This window comes from Paenibacillus sp. FSL H7-0350, from assembly GCF_038593195.1.
Classification (GTDB): Bacteria; Bacillota; Bacilli; order Paenibacillales; family Paenibacillaceae; genus Paenibacillus_AQ.
This window is the reverse complement of the sequence record NZ_CP151972.1, coordinates 5,124,197-5,143,781: the sequence shown is the minus strand read 5'-3', so window position 1 is coordinate 5,143,781 and position 19,585 is coordinate 5,124,197. Positions and strand designations below refer to the sequence as shown.

General features: G+C 54.1%; 14 protein-coding genes and 1 pseudogene. 3 read left to right on the top strand and 12 right to left on the bottom strand.

Annotation, left to right across the window (positions count from 1 at the left end; translation table 11 throughout):
* Nucleotides 1–69: 69 nt before the first annotated feature.
* The 3 genes from NYE24_RS23495 to NYE24_RS23485 form a co-directional block, all read right to left on the bottom strand.
* The gene (locus NYE24_RS23495; protein ID WP_036700048.1) at nucleotides 70–1,083 is read right to left on the bottom strand and encodes an ABC transporter substrate-binding protein; all 1,014 of its coding nucleotides are present in this window, start codon (nucleotides 1,081–1,083) and stop codon (nucleotides 70–72) included.
* Nucleotides 1,084–1,259: 176 nt separating this feature from the next.
* Nucleotides 1,260–3,479 carry a LuxR C-terminal-related transcriptional regulator gene (locus NYE24_RS23490; RefSeq protein WP_305954402.1) on the bottom strand — a complete coding sequence of 740 codons (2,220 nt, stop codon included), beginning with the start codon at nucleotides 3,477–3,479 and terminating at the stop codon, nucleotides 1,260–1,262.
* A gap of 165 nt (nucleotides 3,480–3,644) precedes the next feature.
* Entirely contained in the window at nucleotides 3,645–4,397 is a 753-nt protein-coding gene (locus NYE24_RS23485; RefSeq protein WP_036700045.1) for an IclR family transcriptional regulator, read from the bottom strand.
* Between the two features lie 284 nt (nucleotides 4,398–4,681).
* Here NYE24_RS23485 and NYE24_RS23480 point away from each other — a divergent pair, with 284 nt between their 5' ends.
* Together NYE24_RS23480 and NYE24_RS23475 are read left to right on the top strand one after the other, a co-directional pair.
* Nucleotides 4,682–5,680: an alpha/beta fold hydrolase gene (locus NYE24_RS23480; RefSeq protein WP_076161339.1), complete on the top strand. Its 999-nt coding sequence runs from the start codon at nucleotides 4,682–4,684 to the stop codon at nucleotides 5,678–5,680.
* 187 nt (nucleotides 5,681–5,867) lie between these two features.
* Nucleotides 5,868–7,055 (top strand): Fe-Mn family superoxide dismutase, encoded by a 1,188-nt coding sequence (locus NYE24_RS23475; RefSeq protein WP_036700043.1) that lies wholly within the window; start codon nucleotides 5,868–5,870, stop codon nucleotides 7,053–7,055.
* Nucleotides 7,056–7,777: 722 nt separating this feature from the next.
* Here NYE24_RS23475 and folE read toward each other — a convergent pair.
* The 5 genes and pseudogenes from folE to NYE24_RS23450 all read right to left on the bottom strand — a co-directional run bounded on the left by folE (nucleotide 7,778) and on the right by NYE24_RS23450 (nucleotide 11,266).
* Nucleotides 7,778–8,371 carry a GTP cyclohydrolase I FolE gene (gene folE, locus NYE24_RS23470; RefSeq protein ID WP_036700041.1) on the bottom strand — a complete coding sequence of 198 codons (594 nt, stop codon included), beginning with the start codon at nucleotides 8,369–8,371 and terminating at the stop codon, nucleotides 7,778–7,780.
* A 60-nt stretch (nucleotides 8,372–8,431) separates the two neighbouring features.
* Complete coding sequence (locus NYE24_RS23465; protein ID WP_076161298.1) at nucleotides 8,432–8,677, bottom strand: YneF family protein; 246 nt, start codon at nucleotides 8,675–8,677, stop codon at nucleotides 8,432–8,434.
* Nucleotides 8,678–8,799: 122 nt separating this feature from the next.
* Nucleotides 8,800–9,987, bottom strand: a pseudogene (queG, locus tag NYE24_RS23460) (tRNA epoxyqueuosine(34) reductase QueG); the annotation flags it as partial.
* A 35-nt stretch (nucleotides 9,988–10,022) separates the two neighbouring features.
* Nucleotides 10,023–10,583, bottom strand: a complete 561-nt coding sequence (gene lepB, locus NYE24_RS23455) for a signal peptidase I (protein WP_036700106.1) — start codon at nucleotides 10,581–10,583, stop codon at nucleotides 10,023–10,025.
* Between the two features lie 263 nt (nucleotides 10,584–10,846).
* Entirely contained in the window at nucleotides 10,847–11,266 is a 420-nt protein-coding gene (locus NYE24_RS23450; RefSeq protein WP_036700038.1) for a GNAT family N-acetyltransferase, read from the bottom strand.
* 416 nt (nucleotides 11,267–11,682) lie between these two features.
* Here NYE24_RS23450 and NYE24_RS23445 point away from each other — a divergent pair, with 416 nt between their 5' ends.
* Nucleotides 11,683–12,291 carry a superoxide dismutase gene (locus tag NYE24_RS23445; RefSeq protein ID WP_036700036.1) on the top strand — a complete coding sequence of 203 codons (609 nt, stop codon included), beginning with the start codon at nucleotides 11,683–11,685 and terminating at the stop codon, nucleotides 12,289–12,291.
* 118 nt (nucleotides 12,292–12,409) lie between these two features.
* Here the strand turns inward: NYE24_RS23445 and NYE24_RS23440 are convergent, their stop codons facing one another.
* The 4 genes from NYE24_RS23440 to NYE24_RS23425 are packed head-to-tail and all read right to left on the bottom strand — an operon-like array spanning nucleotide 12,410 to nucleotide 19,573.
* Nucleotides 12,410–15,082, bottom strand: coding sequence for a glycoside hydrolase (locus NYE24_RS23440; protein ID WP_342476791.1), 2,673 nt, complete (start codon nucleotides 15,080–15,082; stop codon nucleotides 12,410–12,412).
* Nucleotides 15,083–15,097: 15 nt separating this feature from the next.
* Complete coding sequence (locus NYE24_RS23435) at nucleotides 15,098–16,111, bottom strand: carbohydrate ABC transporter permease (protein WP_083678142.1); 1,014 nt, start codon at nucleotides 16,109–16,111, stop codon at nucleotides 15,098–15,100.
* A 22-nt stretch (nucleotides 16,112–16,133) separates the two neighbouring features.
* Nucleotides 16,134–17,033, bottom strand: a complete 900-nt coding sequence (locus tag NYE24_RS23430; protein ID WP_036700035.1) for a sugar ABC transporter permease — start codon at nucleotides 17,031–17,033, stop codon at nucleotides 16,134–16,136.
* Nucleotides 17,034–17,035: 2 nt separating this feature from the next.
* The gene (locus tag NYE24_RS23425) at nucleotides 17,036–19,573 is read right to left on the bottom strand and encodes a DUF5696 domain-containing protein (protein ID WP_342476790.1); all 2,538 of its coding nucleotides are present in this window, start codon (nucleotides 19,571–19,573) and stop codon (nucleotides 17,036–17,038) included.
* Between the last annotated feature and the right edge of the window lie 12 nt (nucleotides 19,574–19,585).

The window sequence follows — 19,585 nt, the reverse complement described above, 5'->3', positions numbered from 1 at the left end:
ATACAAGCTGCGCCGGTATCAGATTTCAGTCTGATACCGGCGCAGCTTTTTGTCTTATTCAGGAATGCCCTATTTGACTGACAGCAGGCTGTTCGTAATGAAATCCAGCTGTTTCTCCAGGGAGATCGGGTCATTGTACGTATCGGCAGCAGGATTCAGCATGAACACATTCCCTGCCTTGACTGCCGGAAGCCCCTTCCACAGCGGATTGTCATAGACAATCTTCGGGTCTGTATTATCCCCTGACCATTGGCAGGTGAAGATAATGTCTCCGGCAAAGTCCGGCAGCTTCTCCATGGAGATGGTAGCCCAGCCTGTTCCGCTGTCGATGGCCTCCTTCTGCGCTTCAGCAGGAGCCTTCAACCCGAACTCACCATACAGAATCTCACCACCCCGGCCATAGTTATGTCCAAAGACAAACAGCCCCTTGGCATATGGATTCAGGATAGATACCGTCTTATTACCCACAGCAGCCTGCACCTGCGGCTTCAGCTCAGCAATACGGGCCTCCCACTGGGCGATCCAGGCCTTAGCTTCATCATTCTTGTTCACCAGCTTGCCGTAGTCGAGCATCTGATCCTTATAATTTTTGGCGCCATATTGAATCTGTACCACAGGCGCAATTTCCTTCAGCTTATCGATGCCTTCTGTTCCGGTATACACAATAATCAGGTCAGGGTCCAGCGCCAGGATATTCTCCGGGGTGACATCGTCACCCAGCCCTTCTGCGCCTCCAAGCATCTCTGCAAGATACGGACTATCCTTGGCTCCTTGCATGACCCCTACCGGCTTCACGCCCAGCGCCAGAAGATATCCTGTATAAAAGGCTGTAGTATCCACGATTCTCTGCGGATTCTTAGGTACTTGAACCTCACCGGCGCTATCCTTGAAGGTAACCATCTCTGCTTCAGCGGAGGGTTCACCAGCAGCCGGAGCAGCCGTGGGTGCTTCGGAAGGTGCAGGTGCATTCGCTGCCGCCCCGGAGCCAGAGCCGGAGTTATCCGATGAACCGCAGGCTGCCAGCAGGACAGCCATGACGAGAGTAAAGACAATCAGGACAAGACTTTGTTTAGAGTATCGCAAGATAATCCCCCTATGTATATATGATATTGATAATCATTATCATTAGTAATATATCACAGAGTTTTCAGGCTGACAACTCTCCCGGAATTTTCCGCAGCAAAAATCCCCTTTCACTGGAAAGGGGATTTCATTTCTCCTGGCATACGCAGATAAATTTTCGCAGCCTCAGGAGGCCTTCAGGACATCTCGATACGTTCGGAATCGAATATTCTTTTATAGACCAGAGCTATGATCTGTGAACGGTCCGTCACGTCCATTTTATTAAAAATGCGGCTTAGATGATTCTTGACGGTATGCTCGCTGATAAACAGGGCACTGGCAATCTCCTTATTCGTCTTGCCCAGAATAATCAGCTCCAGCACTTCCTCCTCGCGCGGTGAGATTCCCCATTCCTCCTTGGGCGTCTTCAGCGCTGTACTGTTCAGCAGCTTCCCTGCCGACACGCCTCTTCTGGCAGGCATCGCTTCCGAGCGGCTGCGCAAGAAGGATTGGAAGGTAGTGCGCGGCTCACTGTAAAGCTCCCCGACCACATGATCATCCAGATAGAAGCGGGAGGGGGTCAGCCACTCCAGATCCGTGTCCGCCAGCAGCTCCTTGTCCGCGCCTCGGCCTGCATGATGAAGCACCAGCACGAGCAGTTGGGCCGTGACAGAGACCGAAGGCTTATTGATCTCAAAATAGAACGAAGCAAACTGGTCCACCTGCTTCAGTAAAGAAAGCTCCTCCGGGTAGAATCCATACCCATGCAGGAATTCCAGCCTGAACGGTGCCAGCAGGGCAGCCGTTCTCATCTGCTCTGACTCCCGCTCCGGCAGCCCTGTATAGCGGGCAAGCTCATACGCCATAGCAGAAGCCTCCGCCGACAGGCGGTGCAGCTCGGGATTACTGAGCCGGAGATAATGAAGCGTCTGCCCGGTGAAGACCCCTGCCTGCTTCATATGTCTGGATTCCTTCTCGATCAGACGGATCGAAGTACTCGCCAGACTGGCCAGACAGCTTGTTAAGGACAGCCACTCCTCAGCTTCGCTGCGGCGTCTGAAGCCCACGGACAGAATGCCCTTAAATACCTTCTCGGCAATCAGCGGACATTCGAGCAGGACCTGCCCCTCCGCCTCCCCGTTGAGGATCGCAGAAGAGAGAAAGGCCTGCGAGGAGTACCGGGACTGGAGGTCATAGATATACGGCGCAATTTCCTCCGGCCTCCATCCCTTGGCGTAATGGGTCTCCCCCGGCTGCTCCTCGAAAAATACGAGTACCGATGACGGGAAGAACGGCATGCCCATAATCATATCCAGCAGCCCGGTGCCCAGCTCCTGGGTGGATGCGGCCTGCGGCAGCAGGCGGGCAGCTTCCTTCAAACGCAGGGTGGCCTCCCTGCGCAGGGCTTCACGCTGCACCAGTTGCTCTCCCCGTCCGGATAAGCCCAGGAGCGCAGTAACATTCTGCTCATGCTGAGCATAGTCCTGTATCGGGCGGCTCTTCCCAAAGCCCACAGCGAGCAACAATGCTCTCTTCCCGCTGTGAATTCTCACCGGATAACATGACAAATATTCCGGCTGCGTCATCCCGCGCTGGGTGAAGAATAACGATCTTGAATCTTGGGCAACGCTCTGCCAATGCCTGGGCTCCATGCCTAGAACTGCCTGTCCCAGAAAACCGTCTCCTTGCTGGAACCCGGCATTCATGAGGAGTCCTGCTTCTTTGCCGGCAGAATATTTCACCTTGAACTGGCCGGCCTCCTCCTCTTGGGCAAAGGCATACAGCTCTGCATCAGATAACGTACCGGCCATCTGCTGCAGCACAACCTCTATCTTCAGGAACTCACTCTCCAGATTGGATAACAGCTGGGAAATCAGCAGACCCCGTCTCTGTTCCAGCGGCTTCACTGCGCACCCCGCCAGCAATTTGGAGAGCACATTCCCGAGCACACTCAATTTCCCCCTGATGCTGGCGATACCTTCCCGGCTAAGCTCAGGCATGGCGGCCAGTACATCCTTCAGCATCTCATAATCCGGGTGATTCCGCATCTTGGCCTCGAACGCCCGCAGTACAAGCCCGCGGGTGCCTTCTTCCATATATAAGCCGGACCATAAATAGTACGTCTGTCCATAGTCAGGAACCAACGGACTGACCACATACTTCAGCCCGGGGACCCACTCCTCAAGTATGGCAGGATATGATAAGGGGCCCAGTCTGAGCAATGCAGGCTCGAAGGGCCGCTCTATGTCCTCTAAAGATTTAAACATCTTCTGATAGAATATTCCGGACAGCGTGGGGCGGGTAACCACATTCCCAGCCTGATCCGTAAGCACAAGCGCCTGACCCGTAACAGAGCCGAACGTATCCTGGAGCTCTTGAATTTCTCCCATCAGTGAATCGGGTATAACTACTTTCATCCCATCACCTCGTGCACTGGATTCCTCTTATTTCTTCAATCTCAATTTAGCTAATCATTACTAATGATAGTCCATTTTAACTAGATATACAATGAATGTCGAAGGCTGAATAGCCTGCATTTCCTAAAGTTTTCCTGCGCCGATCTGCTGCCGGAGGCCTCCAGCTCAGCTCATCATTAGGCCCATTTCAGCAGCGGCCTCAGCCAAAATGACAGCATATTCCTCCAGAGTCTCCCGCGACAGACGACTGACCGGGCCGGACAACGAGAGCGCTGCTACCACGCCCCCGGCCCGGCCGGCGATAGGCACAGCCACGGCTGCCGCTCCCGGCTCCCGTTCCTCGAAGCTGGTCGCATAGCCGCAGCGGGTAATCTCCTTCAGCTGCTCCAGGTACAGGCTGCGGTCTACGCTGTCCGGCCATGCGGGGTCGGCCAGCAGCCTGACCTGCACTTCCGGCGGCGCGTAAGCAGCCAGCACCTTGCTGGATGCGCCTACCGAGAGCGGCAGCCTTGCACCGATCTGGGCTACCCGGCGGATAGCCTGGCGGCTCTGCACCGCCTGAATGCGCACACGCTCCAGATTGTCGCGCAGATACAGGCTGACCGTCTCGCCCAGGCGGTCGCGAAGCCGCTCCATGGCGGGCAGCAGAAGCACCGCCGGCTCGTTCAGCGTCGGAAGATGTGTGGACAGCTCCCAGATGCGGATACCCAGGCGGTATTTGTCAGTCCCGTCGTCCCGCTGCAGGAAGCCCTTCTCCTCCAGTGTGGTCAGCAGGCGGTGCACTGTGCTTTTATGCAGGCCAATCTTCGCAGAGATCTCCGTCAGACTAAGGTCGTAATCATCATTATCCTGAGTAAAGCACAGTAATATATCCAGTGCACGTTCTACGGCGCGTACAGTCAGCTTCCGGTCTTCCACCCCGATCTCCCCTTCACATGTTTCACCTATTGAAACCCGGTTACATAATTATTAAGATATCCCTATCTTAGTGCAAAAGCCTAAATAAAGTCCAGCAGATTCCGTATCCATAATCAGCCGCCGCAGTTTACAGTTACATTACAAAAGGACCATTTCCATTGACTTTGTAAGGGCATAAATTTACGATTAAATATATGAACTATTCATGCTCTGAATCATGAAATTTTCCAGGAGGGGACCTTATGAATCTGGCAACTAGTCATCCCGGCGCGCCGGTCTCCCGTATGCCTAACGAGGATAAGCCCGCTTCGTCAACCTTAATTCCGATTCGGATGATACGCTTCAAGCACATCATTGTGGCACTGCTGTTATCCGTATTCTTCTTCTTTGTATTCTGCTTCATCGCCCTGCATGCCTATATCGCCTGGGTGCTCTCGAATCCTACCGTAGCCCCGCTCTACTCCAATCCTTATCAGGCCAAGGGGCTCGCCTACGAGGATATCAGCTTCCCTGCCAAGGACGGCAGCCGGATGATGGAGGGATGGTATATTCCTTCCAAAGGAGCTACCAAAACCATTGTCTTCAGTCACGGCTACGGCGCGAACCGCGAAGAGAGCTGGGTTCCCATGTATGATCTTGCCCATTATGCACACAGTCTGAGATTCAATGTCGTCATGTTCGACTACGGCTTCGCCTCCAAAACCGACAGGGACATCGCAACCGGCGGCAAAAAGGAATCCCAGCAGCTGCTCGGAGCCATTGAGTTCGCCAAGGAGCAGGGGGCAGATCAGATTGTGGTCTGGGGCTTCTCGATGGGCGCAGGCACCGCCCTGCAGGCAGGACTTGTAACCAAAGATGTGGATGCGATGATTCTGGACAGCACCTTCCTGCTGGAGCCGGACACCCTGTACCATAATATCAAGCAGAACATCAATCTTCCCCGCCAGCCTTCGCTGGAGATTATGGAGATGCTCTTCCCGGTCCTGAACGGCACAGGACTGAATCAGATTCCTTACTCCAAGGTCAAATCGGAGGATTACCCGTTCCCGGTGCTGTTCATGCACGGCACTAAGGACGATAAGGCACCTTATCCGATTGCCGAGGAGCTGGCGGCGAATCAGAGCAATCCGTATTCGGATTCATGGATCGTGGAGAACAGCCATCATGAGCTGCTGTTCCGCGAGCACCCGCGCGAGTATCTGCGGCGGGTATCCGCTTTTCTCGGGAATGTACAGCTGGCCCAGATCAGCGGGAGCCACAGCAATCCAACCGCAAGTAAATAAGCTTCTTATCGTTACCCTAAGGCATGTGCAGATGTATCTTGTGATACATTCTGTGCATGCCTTTTTACTGTGCGTGGCACCAGGTCCTCCAGTCCACCGCGATTCCCCGCACAGGCTAGTCTCATAAGCTGTTCCTCTCTGGCATATAATGGACCGATGAAACTTTAGGACGGGAGGACTACATGTCATGCCATATGTATTCGTTGCACCGCCGCCAGTACAGATTCTAGGGGAAATCGCCTTCTGGAAAAAACAGGAGAAGGAGCATGCCGAGGTTCTAATTCAGATCATCCCACGCCTAGAGGAGCCTTATGTGAAGCTGCTGGAGGACTGGGCCATTGTATTCCTGGCTACAGAACAGGCGGCCCAGCATCTGCTTTCCACTCCGCAGGCACCGGACACTGGCGGTCCCGGGAGTCCATCCGCCGAAGCCGGGCTGCTGCTGCACACCGCCTGCGACCAATCCGCCGAATTCATCAGGCACCTTAAGGCCATGAAGGAGGCCAGCGCCGCCGTCAATGCCTTCCCCCTGGCAGGAACCACGCTGCTGCACTTCATCCGGGAGTCTGAATACTTCCTCGCTGTGCTGGCCGCTCTGACCCCTGCGGACTACGGGCCCGGGATGCTGCGGATGAATCCGCCGGAGCAGGCTGAAGCCGCTCCTTCACCCGATCCGGCTGCAAGCGGAGAAAGTCTTCAGGGAACAGGAAGCTTCGCAGTTCCGTTATGGGAATCCCGCGAGGCAGGCCCGGTTCCCATCGGCGGGCATACGCTTCCCCCTCTGCCTTATGTTTATAATGCACTGGAGCCGTATATTGACGAGAAGACGATGATCATCCATCACGACAAACATCATCAGAGCTATGTAGACGGACTGAACAAGGCGGAGAAGAAGCTGGCGGAAGCGCGACTGAGCGGCGACTTCGATCTGGTTAAGCATTGGGAGCGGGAGCTTGCCTTCAACGGGGCTGGCCATTATCTGCATACAATCTTCTGGAATGTCATGTCCCCGCAAGGCGGCGGCCGTCCCTCCGGTGCGCTGCTGGACGCCATAGAACGCAGCTTCGGAAGCTATGAAGCCTTCAAGGCCCAGTTCACTGAGGCCGCGGGTAAAGTCGAGGGCGGCGGATGGGCCCTCTTGGTCTGGAGCCCGCGCAGCCGCAGACTGGAGATTCTGACGGCTGAGAAGCATCAGAATCTGTCCCAATGGGATGTCATTCCGCTGCTGGCACTAGATGTGTGGGAGCATGCTTATTACCTCAAGCATCAGAACAACCGCGCCGATTACATCCAGGACTGGTGGAGAGTCGTCAACTGGCCTTATGTCGCCGAGCGCTACGGGGCTGCCCGCAAGTTGGTCTGGGAGCCTTTTTGAGGCTCTTCGGTGTATTCGGTTTTAAGCATACAACTAGCCCGTGTACCCTCAGCGCGGCATATTGTATTCGGTTTTTCGCGTTCCGGTTCCGCGTATCTCTCGCCCATTCTGAGGGTTTTCACGCGCACCGACCGCTTGTATGGAGCGGCCATTGTTGCACTTCTTGCAAGATTTCTCTAAAAATATTGCTGGTTGCAGTACATTGTTGCATCATTTGCAGGAACTTCGGTGTTTAGAGCCAGTTAGCACTGACTTTGTTGCATTTCGTGCAGAATTTCCACATAGGCAGCTTTTATTGGGCTGCAATGTTGCACTTCTTGCAGAAATTTTCTAAATTTATTAGAAGGTGTGGAGTATTGGGTCACGCACCTTCGCGCGAGCACAATGTATGCTGTATTTCATATACATTTGGTCCATATGCCTGCTTGCGAGCACAATGTATGCTGTTTTTCACATACATTTGGTCCATGTGCCTGCTTGTGGGCATAATGTATGCTGTTTTCCACATACATTGTGGCCATATGCCTGCTTGCGAGCATAATGTATGCTGTTTTTCACATACATTTGGTCCATATGTCCCTGTACCAGCCAATTGTATTCGGTTAGAAGGACACTATAGTTTCCTATATAACAAATATAACAAAAAAAGCCCGCCGCCACTGTTGCAGTGGCAGGCGGGCTTATCCATGGCAGTTCCGGTCCAAGTGCAGGGATAACCTGCTCTATTCCTTGATCAGGGCCAGGAATTCGGCCCTTGCCGCAGCATCCTCACGGAAGGTGCCGCGGGTGGCCATCGTAACCGTCTTGCTGCCTGGCTTCTTCACGCCCCGGGCACACATGCACAGATGCTCCCCTTCGACTACAACCATAACACCGTGCGGATTCAGCACCTCGGTCATGATGTCGGCGATCTGGGCCGTGATACGCTCCTGCACCTGCAACCGGCGGCTGACCGCTTCTACGAGCCGGGCCAGCTTGCTGAGTCCGGCAATGCGGCCGCTGGGAACATAGCCGATATGCACCTTGCCGAAGAATGGAGCCATGTGATGCTCACATTGGCTATAGTAGACAATATCCTTCACAATGACCAGCTCTTCATGAGACTCGTCAAACGTTACGCCCAGTGCTTCGCGCGGATCAATGGAATAACCGCCGAAGATCTCTTCATACATCCGCGTCACTCTGGCCGGTGTTTCGAGCAGACCTTCGCGGCTGGTATCTTCACCGATTAATTCCAGAATCTTCTCTACATGATACTCAATCTGCTCCCGGTTTACAGAAACCTTCCCGTTCTTGTACTCCTTGATGCCTCCCATGAAAGCTCCCCCCTTCCGCACCTGCAGCTGACTCTTATCTATTTCATACGATCATCATTATTACTTCTTGCGGGAATTTCCTTTGCCCGCAGCAGGACGCCCCGGCGGATTACCATTCTTCATCATCTGCTGGGCACGCTGCATTTGCTTCCCGTTCAGGTTATACCCCATTTGCTTGGCAACCTTCTGCAGCATTTCAGGATCATTCTGCATCGTTGTCATCTGTCTGCGCAGATAATACACACCGATGAAGAATCCGCCGATCAGCCCTACCACAAGCGTAATAATAGGCAATGCAATATTCATCTGTAATCCACCTTTGTACTCTATTGTCTGGCGATAACCCTGTTCAGGCACGCGAATCTATCATAGCATTTCAACAACTGGACAGCAATTGGCAAATCCCGCTGTCAGCCGGTTCATGTCACGTCGGCTGCTCCCTGTTCCCGGAGCTTGCCTACAGCCTGCTCCAGCATGTCGCGCACCGCAGCGTCCTCTTCGCTCTCCAGCGCCTGCTCAACAGCCGCAAGCGCTGCTTCGCCGCCGATGCGGCTAAGCGCCCAGGCCGAGGTTCCGCGCATTTCCGGCCGGGGCTCCTTCAGCAGAAGCTCCGTCAGCTTCGGCACCGCCGAAGCCTCCTTGAAATTGCCCAGGGCAATGACAGCGTTACGCTGAATCGGCTTCTTGCCGCGCCAAGCCGCCGAGCTACTGCCGAACTTCTCCTTGAACTCCCGGTTGCTGAGGTCCAGAATCGGCATCAGAAGCGGCTTAACCACCTCAGGGTCAGGCAGAAGCTGCGGGCGGTGGTTCCAGTTCTTGCCCCGGTTATGCGGACAAACAATCTGGCAGGTATCACAGCCATACAGCCGGTTGCCGATCTTGGTCATATAGTGATCGCTCAGGAAGCCCTTCGTCTGGGTCAAGAAGGAGATACAGGCCTGGGCATTGAGCTGGCCCGGTCCGACCAACGCTCCGGTAGGACAGGCGTCGATGCATTTGGTGCAGTCACCGCAGCCTTCCTGCACAGGCTGGTCCGGGGGAAGCGGCAGATTCGTCACCATCTCCCCCAGATAGATCCATGATCCCCACTTGGGGGAGATGATCGCGCAGTTCTTGCCGCTGAAGCCGATCCCCGCCCGCTCTGCCACAGCCCGGTCTACAAGTGCCCCAGTATCCACCATGCTCTCCAGCACGGCATCCGGGACACGCTCACGGATGAAGCTCTCCAGCTTCGCCAGCGCCTCACGTAGGACATGATGGTAGTCCTGGCCCCAGGAGGCGCGGGCCAGAATACCCCTGCGCGCACCCGGCTCGGATTTGGGCGGGTCCTCCATTTTGGAGGGATAAGCCACCGCAATGGCAATGATGGAGAGCGGCTGCTCCCCGGACTGCAGGGCCGGAACCGTCCGCTTGTCCAAATCAGGCTCCTCGAACCCGGATTCATATCCGTTGTCCCGGTGCTCCTGGAGAATGTTCTTCAAATATAAAAACGGCTCTGCAGTGGTGAACCCGATATCATCGATACCGAGCGCAGGTGCAGCCGCCTTAATCTCAGCCTTAAGCTCCTCCCATTTGGAAGGAGGCGGAGCGTAACCTTTCTGGATGTTGAGGTGCATATCCGCCTCTCCTTTATAGAATGAATAAGGTAACTCTACAGGGCCTTCATCTTAGAGAAAGGCCACCAGATCAGGGACACCTTACCCACGATACTCTCCCCTGCGACAGCGCCGAAATAACGGCTGTCCTTGCTGGCTCCGGCATGCCGGTTGTCCCCCATGACGAAGTAGGTCCCCGCCTGCACGGTCAGGCTGTTGAAATCGGGATCTTCAATAGATGTATCGATATAAGGCTCATCCAGCAGCTTGCCGTTGAGATAGAGCTGCTGGTTCCGCACTTCAATGATGTCGCCGGGAATGCCGATCACCCGCTTGACCAGATATTCCTTGCGGCTGGGTCCCGTACTGGGATCATGAAGGACGACAACCTCCCCGCGGCCCGGATTCCCGAAGCTGAGGGCGATTTTATTAATAATCAGCTTCTCTCCCTGATACAGGGTAGGCTGCATGGATTGCCCGATTACAGTAGACACATTGAACACATAGATATTAAGCAGCGACATCACAGCAAACACAATCCCCGCCGTAATGATCCACTCCCGTATATCCTTGATCCACGTTCTTCCAGACTTCTGTCTGGACTTATTATGCGTCACTGATCTGTATCTTTGTCTGCGGCTCCGCATGAAATCTTCTTCAAGCTCCCGGTTCATAGGCCACCTACTTGCTTCGATTGGGTTATCCGTTCCTTAACAATAGAAAAGCATATCTCCCGCCCATTTGCAATGGACATAGGGAAGATATGCTTTAGTATAATGAAACAGACTATGCAGGAATATCCATATACTCGAAGTTCCGGCCCTGCAATAGCTCTCTACTCTAACATTTGATTCCGCTTACAGCAGCGGTTCAGCAACAGTTACCCGACAATGCTCAGCTTGCGCACGGATTTGAAAATGTGGTTCTCGTCATAACCCATGGCCTCATAGAGCGGCATTGCAAAAGAATTGTGTTCATCCACGGCAACATAGATACCGCTGACCTTCCGCGCCTGAAATCTGTTCTCCATAGCCGTTACAAGACTCTTGCCGACTCCTCTGCGGCGGTAATCAGGATGGACGGCAATGCGGAAATAACAGCCGTGATTCTTCTCAATCGTACCAATCAGCGCACCGATGATTTCTCCTTCATCCTCAGCAACTACAATGAGATCAGAATCCCATGACAATTGCCTGGAGAAAGGCTCGATCGTGCTCTCGAAACATTCTTCCGATAATGCGGTCTGCAGCAATTCAGTCACTGGAGTAACATCGCTTAATTGAAAGGAACGAACGTGCATACTTAAAAGTCTCCCTTTTCTATGGCTTATGATTTTACAAAAAGAAGGGGTTTCCATAACAGTATAAAGTGGAAAAAAGCATCAAAAACCGAGGAATACCTGCTTTTGTCTCTATTAAAGCACACTTTTCTCGCGTTATCATCATTTTTCTTTTGAAAGCGCTTGATATAAAGCGTTTTCATTCAATATAGTTTCATATTTAACATGTATTAGGAGATTTCCTAGTCAAAACGTCCCAGTTACTAAGCCTTATTAGTTTAACATAGCCTTAACACTTTCTGTGTACGGAGGACAAGAAAATACTTTTTAAACATTTTTGTTTATTTAATGTTGCATTATTGTTCCAGATGCGTTTTAATAATAGTATCTCAACGGATATATACCAAAACCAACATATAATCAGGAGGGATTTTTCCATGGCTTTTCAATTACCGGCACTTCCGTACCCGAACAACGCACTTGAACCACACATCGACGCATTGACGATGGAGATTCATCATGACAGGCACCATAACACTTATGTGACGAACCTGAACGCCGCACTGGAAAAGGCACCCGAACTGCAAAACAAAAGCATCGATGAGCTTCTGACCGACCTGAACGCTGTACCTGAAGCGATCCGCACAGCGGTCCGCAACAACGGCGGTGGACATGCCAACCACACCCTGTTCTGGGAAGTGATTGGACCGAACGGCGGCGGCGCACCTACTGGCGCACTGGCTGCTGCCATTGACAGCGAACTGGGCGGCTTCGATAAATTCAAGGAAGACTTCGCTACTGCGGCTACTACACGCTTCGGCAGCGGCTGGGCTTGGCTCGTTGTGAAGGACGGCAAGCTTGCTGTAACCAGCACTCCTAACCAGGATAACCCGATCAGCGAAGGCGCAACTCCAATCCTCGGCCTCGATGTATGGGAGCATGCCTACTACCTGAACTACCAGAACAAACGTCCTGACTACATCAAGGCATTCTGGAACGTAGTGAACTGGGAAGAAGTCGGCAAACGTTACGAAAGCTCCAAATAAGCATCGGCCTTCAGCATGATGCTGTAAGCAAACAGGTTCACCTCTGCTGTAATGGCAAGGGTGAACCTGTTTTTGTATACCGTCTCCGTTCAACGTGCACGCTAGGCCAGGCCTCAGATCATTGCATGAACTTGGCATTCAGAGCGTCGTATTCACGCCGGGTAACCGGAATTACCGTTCCATGACGGGGGCTGGCCGGCAGCTCATAATCAGAGGATACCGTCCACTTGCCGGAATCCAGATCTTCCGTCTCCAGCGGGATGTACCCTCTCCCTCCGAATTCATCCACAAACAGATACCACTTCTGCTCCGTATTGGATTTGAACAGGGTTGGCCCTTCAATGCCCTTCAGTCCGCCGACACTCCCGCTTAGCAGCTTCACCGCAGGGGCAAATACCGAATCCAGGGACTCCTGGAACACCATTTTGCCAAAAGGGGATTCCGGGCCTTGCTCGCGTTCATCCTTGGTGAATCTGTAAATCTTCCCGTTATACGCAGCCATAGTGGTATCGATGATCGAATGCCCGTAGTCCATATAGACCTGCGGCTCTGTGAACGCGCGGAAATCGCGTGTCTTGCTGTACATAATTTTCTGGTAGGCGTCCCCGGTGTGAGTGGAATCGGTGTACATCCGCGAGGCCCAGAATACGATATATTCCCTGCTCTCCTGGTCATAGATCACCTCAGGTGCCCAGGTATTCCCCGCTTCCTCAGGTGAGACCTGGGCTTCCCAAGGCTCCGACCAGTCCACCAGATTATCCGATTCCCATACAATAATCGCCCGGCTGCCTTGTGTCTGGGCTGCACCCCAATCCCAGTTGCCGTTGATCTTCAGATCGGTGGCGATGAGATAGAACCGGTCCCCTTCAGGTGAACGGATGATGAACGGGTCCCTGACCCCCTTGTTGCCCAAGCTGGACCTAAGCACGGGCTTCCCGGCATTCAGCTCCTTCCAATGCAGCGGGTCATTGCCTTCGCTGAGGGCGAAGTATACCTGCTCGCCGTCCCCGGTCCCTTCGCCTGTGAAATAGCTGAATAAATAGCCCGCATAGTCCCCCGCAGCCGGAATTTCCTGCGCAACCTGAGTCTGGGCAGCCTGAGTCTGGGCAACCTCACCCGGCAGGTCAGCCTCCTCCTCTAACTCCGGCCCGCCGGCCACCAGGGTCACCACCGACTTAGCCGGGATAACGGCCTGAAATACCTGCTCCCCAGCTGCTGTCCCATCAGCAGCTGCATCAGCGGCCACATCCTCGCCGCGCGCCAGATCCAGCTGCGCATTGGTTACATAGGAACGCAAGGCAGATGCCTTCAGTCCCAGTCCGCTCAAGGTGAGCTGCACCTGCTTCTCCTCCAGGCTGTCATTCACCAGCACCGCCGTCATGCTCTGCTCCTCCTCGTGCACGTAAGCCGAGCCGAGCAGCTCGCTTCCGGCTTCCTGGCTCAGACCGGAGAGTGCAATCCGCACCGCTCCGGGGCGGATGAACTTGCTGTAGTTGCCGAGCGACCAGAGAATCTTCGAGGTCAGGATGTTCTGCTCATCCCCAGGCTGAGTGTAATCGGTGTACAGCAAGCCGTCCTTGTAATCCACCTTGGACACTGCAGTCCACCACTGCCATGCGGCTGCATCCGCCTCGGTCAGATCAAAGTGAATGGTGCGCGCCACCTGTAGCGCCGGCTCCATTCCCAGATCCCGTCCCGGGCCATAATCGCCCATAATGCAATATTCGGTAACCCAGTACTTGGCCTCAGGATCATATTGCTTCAGATTACCGTCCAGCAGCTGTCTTAGCTTAACCAGGCGGTCATCGCCGGAATGGCTGTAATCGGACCAGTAGGAATGCGAGGCGATCTTATTGCCTACCGCTTCCTTCAGCACAGGATCACCCAAGAGGTCCTTAATATATTCACGGTATTTTCCCAGCCCCAGGCTGTTAGCCCCGCTGGAATAGACACCGCTGCCCGTGAATTCCCGGTAGTGCTCATCATCCAGCAGAGAGGTAATCTCTACCCCGTCCGGAGCACTGATCTGCGCTTCCAGCCCGCTGGCGCGGAGCTGGGCGTGCAGCTCCAGAATCACCCGCTTCAGGTCGTCATTGTTGTACCGGCTGGCTTCCTGCTGCGCATGATTCCAGTCCCAGGTCGGCTCGTTAACGGGGCTGATATAATTGAACTCCAGCCCTTCCTGCTTGAAATGCTCCAGCACCTCAATCAGGAAGGCGGCGAAGGCAGCTTCAGAGCCTTCCTTCAAATTACTGGACCCCACCTCTGGGTCAGGCTGGGCATGACCGCTGCGGGTCATCCAGACCGGCGGGCTGTTGACGAAGGCAATCAGAGATTCGACTCCGCGCTCCTGGGCTGCCCGCAGGAACCACTGCTGGCCTGCCTGCCTGCTCCAGTCGTACGGCCCTTCCTCCGTTATTTTGAAGGCTTCCGTTCTCCGCCATGGATCTGGAATGATCGCCTGATCGGTCTCCGCCGAGCCTGCGCCTATATTGAAGCGCCAGGCCGACAGCCCGATCCCTCTGCTGCGTGAGAACAGTAAATCTGCCACCTTGTTCTTATTCTCTTCGGTCCACTCCTTCCCCAGGGGGTCCATGGACCAGGCGTCGGACGCGCCAAAGTTATCGATAGTCTGATAGCGGAGATTACCGTCTATCGTCACTGCCGCATCCGGCGGTTTCTGGTGCTGCACAGGGATTTCCTCCTCTTTCCTATTACTGAACAGAATTACTACAACAACAACACACACTAGAACAATGCCGATAACCGCCGTAACTGCCAGCCGCTTCATGCTCCTATCCTCCTCCTAACCAACCAGACCGGAACGCTCCACACTCTCTACGAAATGCCGCTGAACGAATACATAGAGGATAATCAGCGGCAGAATCGCCATCAGCACACTCGTATTCATCATCATGGACATGAAGAACGGGTCCTGAACGAGCGAATTCGCCGCTTGGCCCCCGCCGGTCATGTAGGTAGCAATACCGTAGCCCGCCGAAGACATCATCGATGACATGACCTTCGGTTCGTTCAGATACATATTGGTGAAGAATGAATCATTCCACTGCCACACGAAGGAGAACAGCATCACCGTTACCATTGACGGAATAGCATTGGGTAGAATCACCCGCGCGAAGGTGGTGAAATAGCCTGCTCCGTCCACATAGGCCGCTTCCTCAATCTCTCGTGGAATACCCTTGAAAAACTGGCGGAAAATATAGACATACAGCCCTGTCTTAACACCCATCCCGAGCATCGAAGAAATTATAAACGGCCAATACGTATTGATCAGGTTCGCCGGCTTCCCCGTGAACAGCTCAATCAGACCGAACAGGTCAAAGTTCTTGAAATGCAGGTACAGCGGGATCATGATCGTCTGGGACGGGACAAGAATCGTAAAGATTACTGCGGCGAACAGCAGCCCGCTCCCCTTGAACTTAATCCGGGCAAAGCCGTAACCGGCCAGCACACAGATGATCGTCTGAAGCACCATGACCGCTGATGACAACAGCATGGTGTTACGCAGAACTGCCGGATAGTTCATCGCCTTGAAGACCAGCCTGAAGTTCTCCAGGGTGAAGGCCTGCGGGACCCAGATCACGGTGGAATCATACAAATCATCCATACTCTTGAACGCAATCGACAGCTTTAGCAGGATTGGGTACAGGATGACGAACGAAATGCCGAAGACCAGCACAAAGCGGGCGAATACCCACAACCATTTTTTTGAAAATTCCACCCAATAGGCGGCCGAGGCCAGCCTGTGCAGCTGCTCTTTCCTGGATCGGTGCGGCATTGCTGCGGTCTCTGTCTTCATGAATGCTCCTCCTTCCTAACCGCTAGTCTTGATAAAAGACTTTACGTGAGATCAGCGCCGTCGTTATCCACAACAGCAGTGCAATGATGACAAAATACATCCAGGACATGGCTGCGCTCAGCCCGAAATTGAAGCTCTTGAACGCTGTATCCACCACCATGCGGCTGGTCTGGTCGCTGATGAAGCTGTCGATGATGGTGTAGACCAGATTGGTCAGAATCAGCGGGCCGATCATCGGAAACGTAATTTTCCAGAACGCCTCATAGCCTGTGGAACCTTCAATCTTCGCCGCCTCATACAGGGAAGGGGAGATCGATTGCAGCCCCGCTAAAAAGATCAGGATCTGCACGCCCGATTGGCTGACAATCTCATAGATCCGGCTCACCGCTCCAGTCAGATACTGCACCACGGTAGGGCTCAGGCCAGATTCGATCAGCAGCGTGGTCAGCTCCAGATTCTTGATCACCGACAGGCCTCCGCCTGTGGAATCACTGGCGCTGCGTACAACGGACTGCATCAGGTCCCCGTTCTCGATGCTGGCAATAATGCCCGAGGCCAGAATGACCGGCAGGAAGAAGATCGCCCGGGCCAGCACTCTGCCATGGAACTTCTGATTGAGCAGCACGGCGAAAAACAGGCTGAAAATCAGAATAAGCGGGGTGTTCAGCACGATATTCATCACAGATTCCGTTAATGTCCGGACATAGGATTCATGGGAGAACAGCGCCTCCCGGAAGTTCGCGAGTCCGATATACTTCAGCGTGAAGCCCTCATCATTGACCTGCAGGTTACTGAGGCTGAACCGCAGGGAAGACAGCAGCGGCGTCAGGAACAGGAAGCAGAAGCCCGCGAACCAGGGAAGAATGAAGTACAAGCCGTAATATCTGTTTTTTTGCTCCAGGGACAGCTTCTTAAGCTTCATTATTACTGCTCACCTCCTACCCGGTAATTCCGTCCGTCTATGGTTACTCCGCCCACACTCACCGGCGTACGGTTGTAATTGACTATAATCGTGGTGCCTGCTTCATAAGTCGTCTGATAGACACCTTCCGCCAGCTTCTTATGCTCTCTGATCGTCTGGGACTGGACATTCTTCAGCACGAGGCTCAATGCCTGATACTGACCGGCTGCCTGGTCAATCCAGCTGCGGTAATCGGCCGAGTAGAGGCTGCCAAAGCCCGTCATTTTAATCGCGGAAGGATCAGCATAGAACCAGGTGTAATACGGTGCGCCCCCGGTCTCCAGCGCCTTGAGCAGACTGAGCGATGCATCCTGATCGTCAGCCATATTCCAGGCAGTTCCGGCATATTGCAGATAACCGTGGTACACCATCTGGAAGAAGGGGATGCTCTCATCCGTAATATTGAACCCGCTGCTCTGCATGGGCGCAGCCACTATATGGCGGGCGAAGGGAGCCGCGTACGCATTGCCGCCCTCCACCATCAGGCGGGGCACCGAGCTGCTCATACGCTCCAGCTGCTCCTTGACGATTCCCTCGGCCTGCTGGCGGTCAACCAGTTCCTCCGCATTGAAATCGGAATTCAGCCCGCTGCCGAGATCCCGCAGGGACAAGCCGTCTACTCCAAGCTCTGCATAATCCCCGAGGAAACCGTCTACCACACCCGGCAATACCCGGGGGCTGACGACATAACCGGAGGGCTCCTGCACATCCAGCTTCAGCATGGAGAAGTCGAAGGGATACGTATGCGCCAGCTTACCCGTAATCAGCCGGGAGGCCTGTGACTTGCGGAGGCCCTTGGCTTCCGGGAAGGTCTGCAGGAACGAAGCATCGGGATACAGTGTAATCCCCTTATCCTGTGCGTAGGCCTGCAGCTCCTTAAGCCCACCGGTCCCGCCAAGCTTGCTGTCTACAGATACGCCCTTCGGGTAATTATGGTTGATGCCGCCGTTGAACCATCCGGTATACCGCAGTTGAATGTCCCCGATTCCCTTCTCCTGCATCTGCTCCAGAATGGCCTTGGCCTCCTTGAAGGAGGTGAGCGGCTCATAAGCGCTGTAAGGAATGCCCAGGAAGAATTTCTTCTTCGGAATGCCGCCGATCAATTCCAGGTAAAAGGGAACGTTCTCTGTCCCGTCCAGCCTTGCCATCCCGGTATGTTCGATTAAGTACTCCCGGTAATGCGCGGCCATACCTGAATAGCTGGCTTCCTCCTGATCAAGGAAGCTGTACGCTACAGTGATATCTCCGGGGTAGATCCCCGCCTGAAATTGCTTCACTGTACTGGAGCGCCAGCCGTTGGTCAGTGTCACTTCCTCCAGACTGCCTAGCGTATAGCTGGAGAAGACATTGTTATACTGATTCAGCCGCCCGCTGACATCTGCCTCCACAGCCGCAACCGCGTCCCCGCTCTCGATCACCGCCAGGAAGCCCCGGTCCTCATACTTCATGCCGAATACAGGCAGCCGTGCGGTCTCCTCCTTCTGCACTTGCCCCAGCTGGGTCAGCGCAGCATCCGGCCCGTACATCGCTGTACGGTAAGGGGTAGCATAGAGCTTGTTATTATTGAAGTGTATCAGTGACCCGGAGCCGTCCGGCACCAGGCTGTAGCCTTCATCCTTTGTCCCGCTCGCCCCAAAAAACGGAAGCAGCGACAAACTCTGAATGTGCATATTATCCGGATAACGGACCTTATCGCCCGGGATGCTTACCTTCAGCTGCTTCCCGTCCAGCCGGTATTCCAGGGGAAGTGTCACCAGGGCGGCTCCGTCATCCTCTTCACCGTAGGCGGCTTTATCGATGGCGATTTGCGCCTCATCATAGCCGATCAGCCCGAACAGGGTGGTTACCTTCTTCAGCCCCACTCCCTTAAAGGAGGTGTCTCTTCGTTCATACCGCTTACTCAATTCATCGTACCTGAACCGCTTCTCAATCTCCTTCTTGTCACTTTCCTTCTCAAGACGGCCGATGATCAGGGTACGGAAGCGTTCTTCACTGATGTATTTGGGAATTCCGTCGATATTGCTCTTGACCTCCCCCAGCGTGTACACGATGTTCAGACTGTCACCCGATTCCTCAATGGTGAATTGACTGCTCTGTACACTGTGGGTGTAGTTGTCGTAGTTCATGAGATTACCCTTGCTGTCATAGTAGGTCAGCTCTACCTGCACATTCAGCTTGGATTTGTTATAGCCGGTGGCAACGGCGTCCTGTTCACGGTCCTGCGGGTTAGAATACCAGATCGCTCCGCTCTTCTTATCCTTAACGGCAACCTCCGTAGTCGTCTGATTCAGATACAGGGTCAAATACTCGTTGTCCAGGGCCGCCTTCAGATCTGCGGATAGCTCCGGCGCTTCCGGGGTGCGGGTATTCTGCCCGCTCTGCACTTCAGACTGTACCGCCGCTTCCGCTTCAGGTGCGGATTCCGCCAAGTCCGCGTAAGGCAGAACGGCTGCCCCGCTGAGCATAAGTACAATTGCAATGATGGTTAGCTTCTTCTTCAAAGCCTGGCTCCT

Coding starts and splice junctions, on each gene's coding strand:
- NYE24_RS23445 (WP_036700036.1), top strand. CDS start 11,683: ATGGCTTTTCAATTACCGGCACTTCCGTACCCGAACAACGCACTTGAA.
- NYE24_RS23435 (WP_083678142.1), bottom strand. CDS start 16,111: ATGAAGACAGAGACCGCAGCAATGCCGCACCGATCCAGGAAAGAGCAG.
- NYE24_RS23440 (WP_342476791.1), bottom strand. CDS start 15,082: ATGAAGCGGCTGGCAGTTACGGCGGTTATCGGCATTGTTCTAGTGTGT.
- folE (WP_036700041.1), bottom strand. CDS start 8,371: ATGGGAGGCATCAAGGAGTACAAGAACGGGAAGGTTTCTGTAAACCGG.
- NYE24_RS23465 (WP_076161298.1), bottom strand. CDS start 8,677: ATGAATATTGCATTGCCTATTATTACGCTTGTGGTAGGGCTGATCGGC.
- NYE24_RS23490 (WP_305954402.1), bottom strand. CDS start 3,479: ATGAAAGTAGTTATACCCGATTCACTGATGGGAGAAATTCAAGAGCTC.
- NYE24_RS23475 (WP_036700043.1), top strand. CDS start 5,868: ATGCCATATGTATTCGTTGCACCGCCGCCAGTACAGATTCTAGGGGAA.
- NYE24_RS23450 (WP_036700038.1), bottom strand. CDS start 11,266: ATGCACGTTCGTTCCTTTCAATTAAGCGATGTTACTCCAGTGACTGAA.
- NYE24_RS23430 (WP_036700035.1), bottom strand. CDS start 17,033: ATGAAGCTTAAGAAGCTGTCCCTGGAGCAAAAAAACAGATATTACGGC.
- NYE24_RS23480 (WP_076161339.1), top strand. CDS start 4,682: ATGCCTAACGAGGATAAGCCCGCTTCGTCAACCTTAATTCCGATTCGG.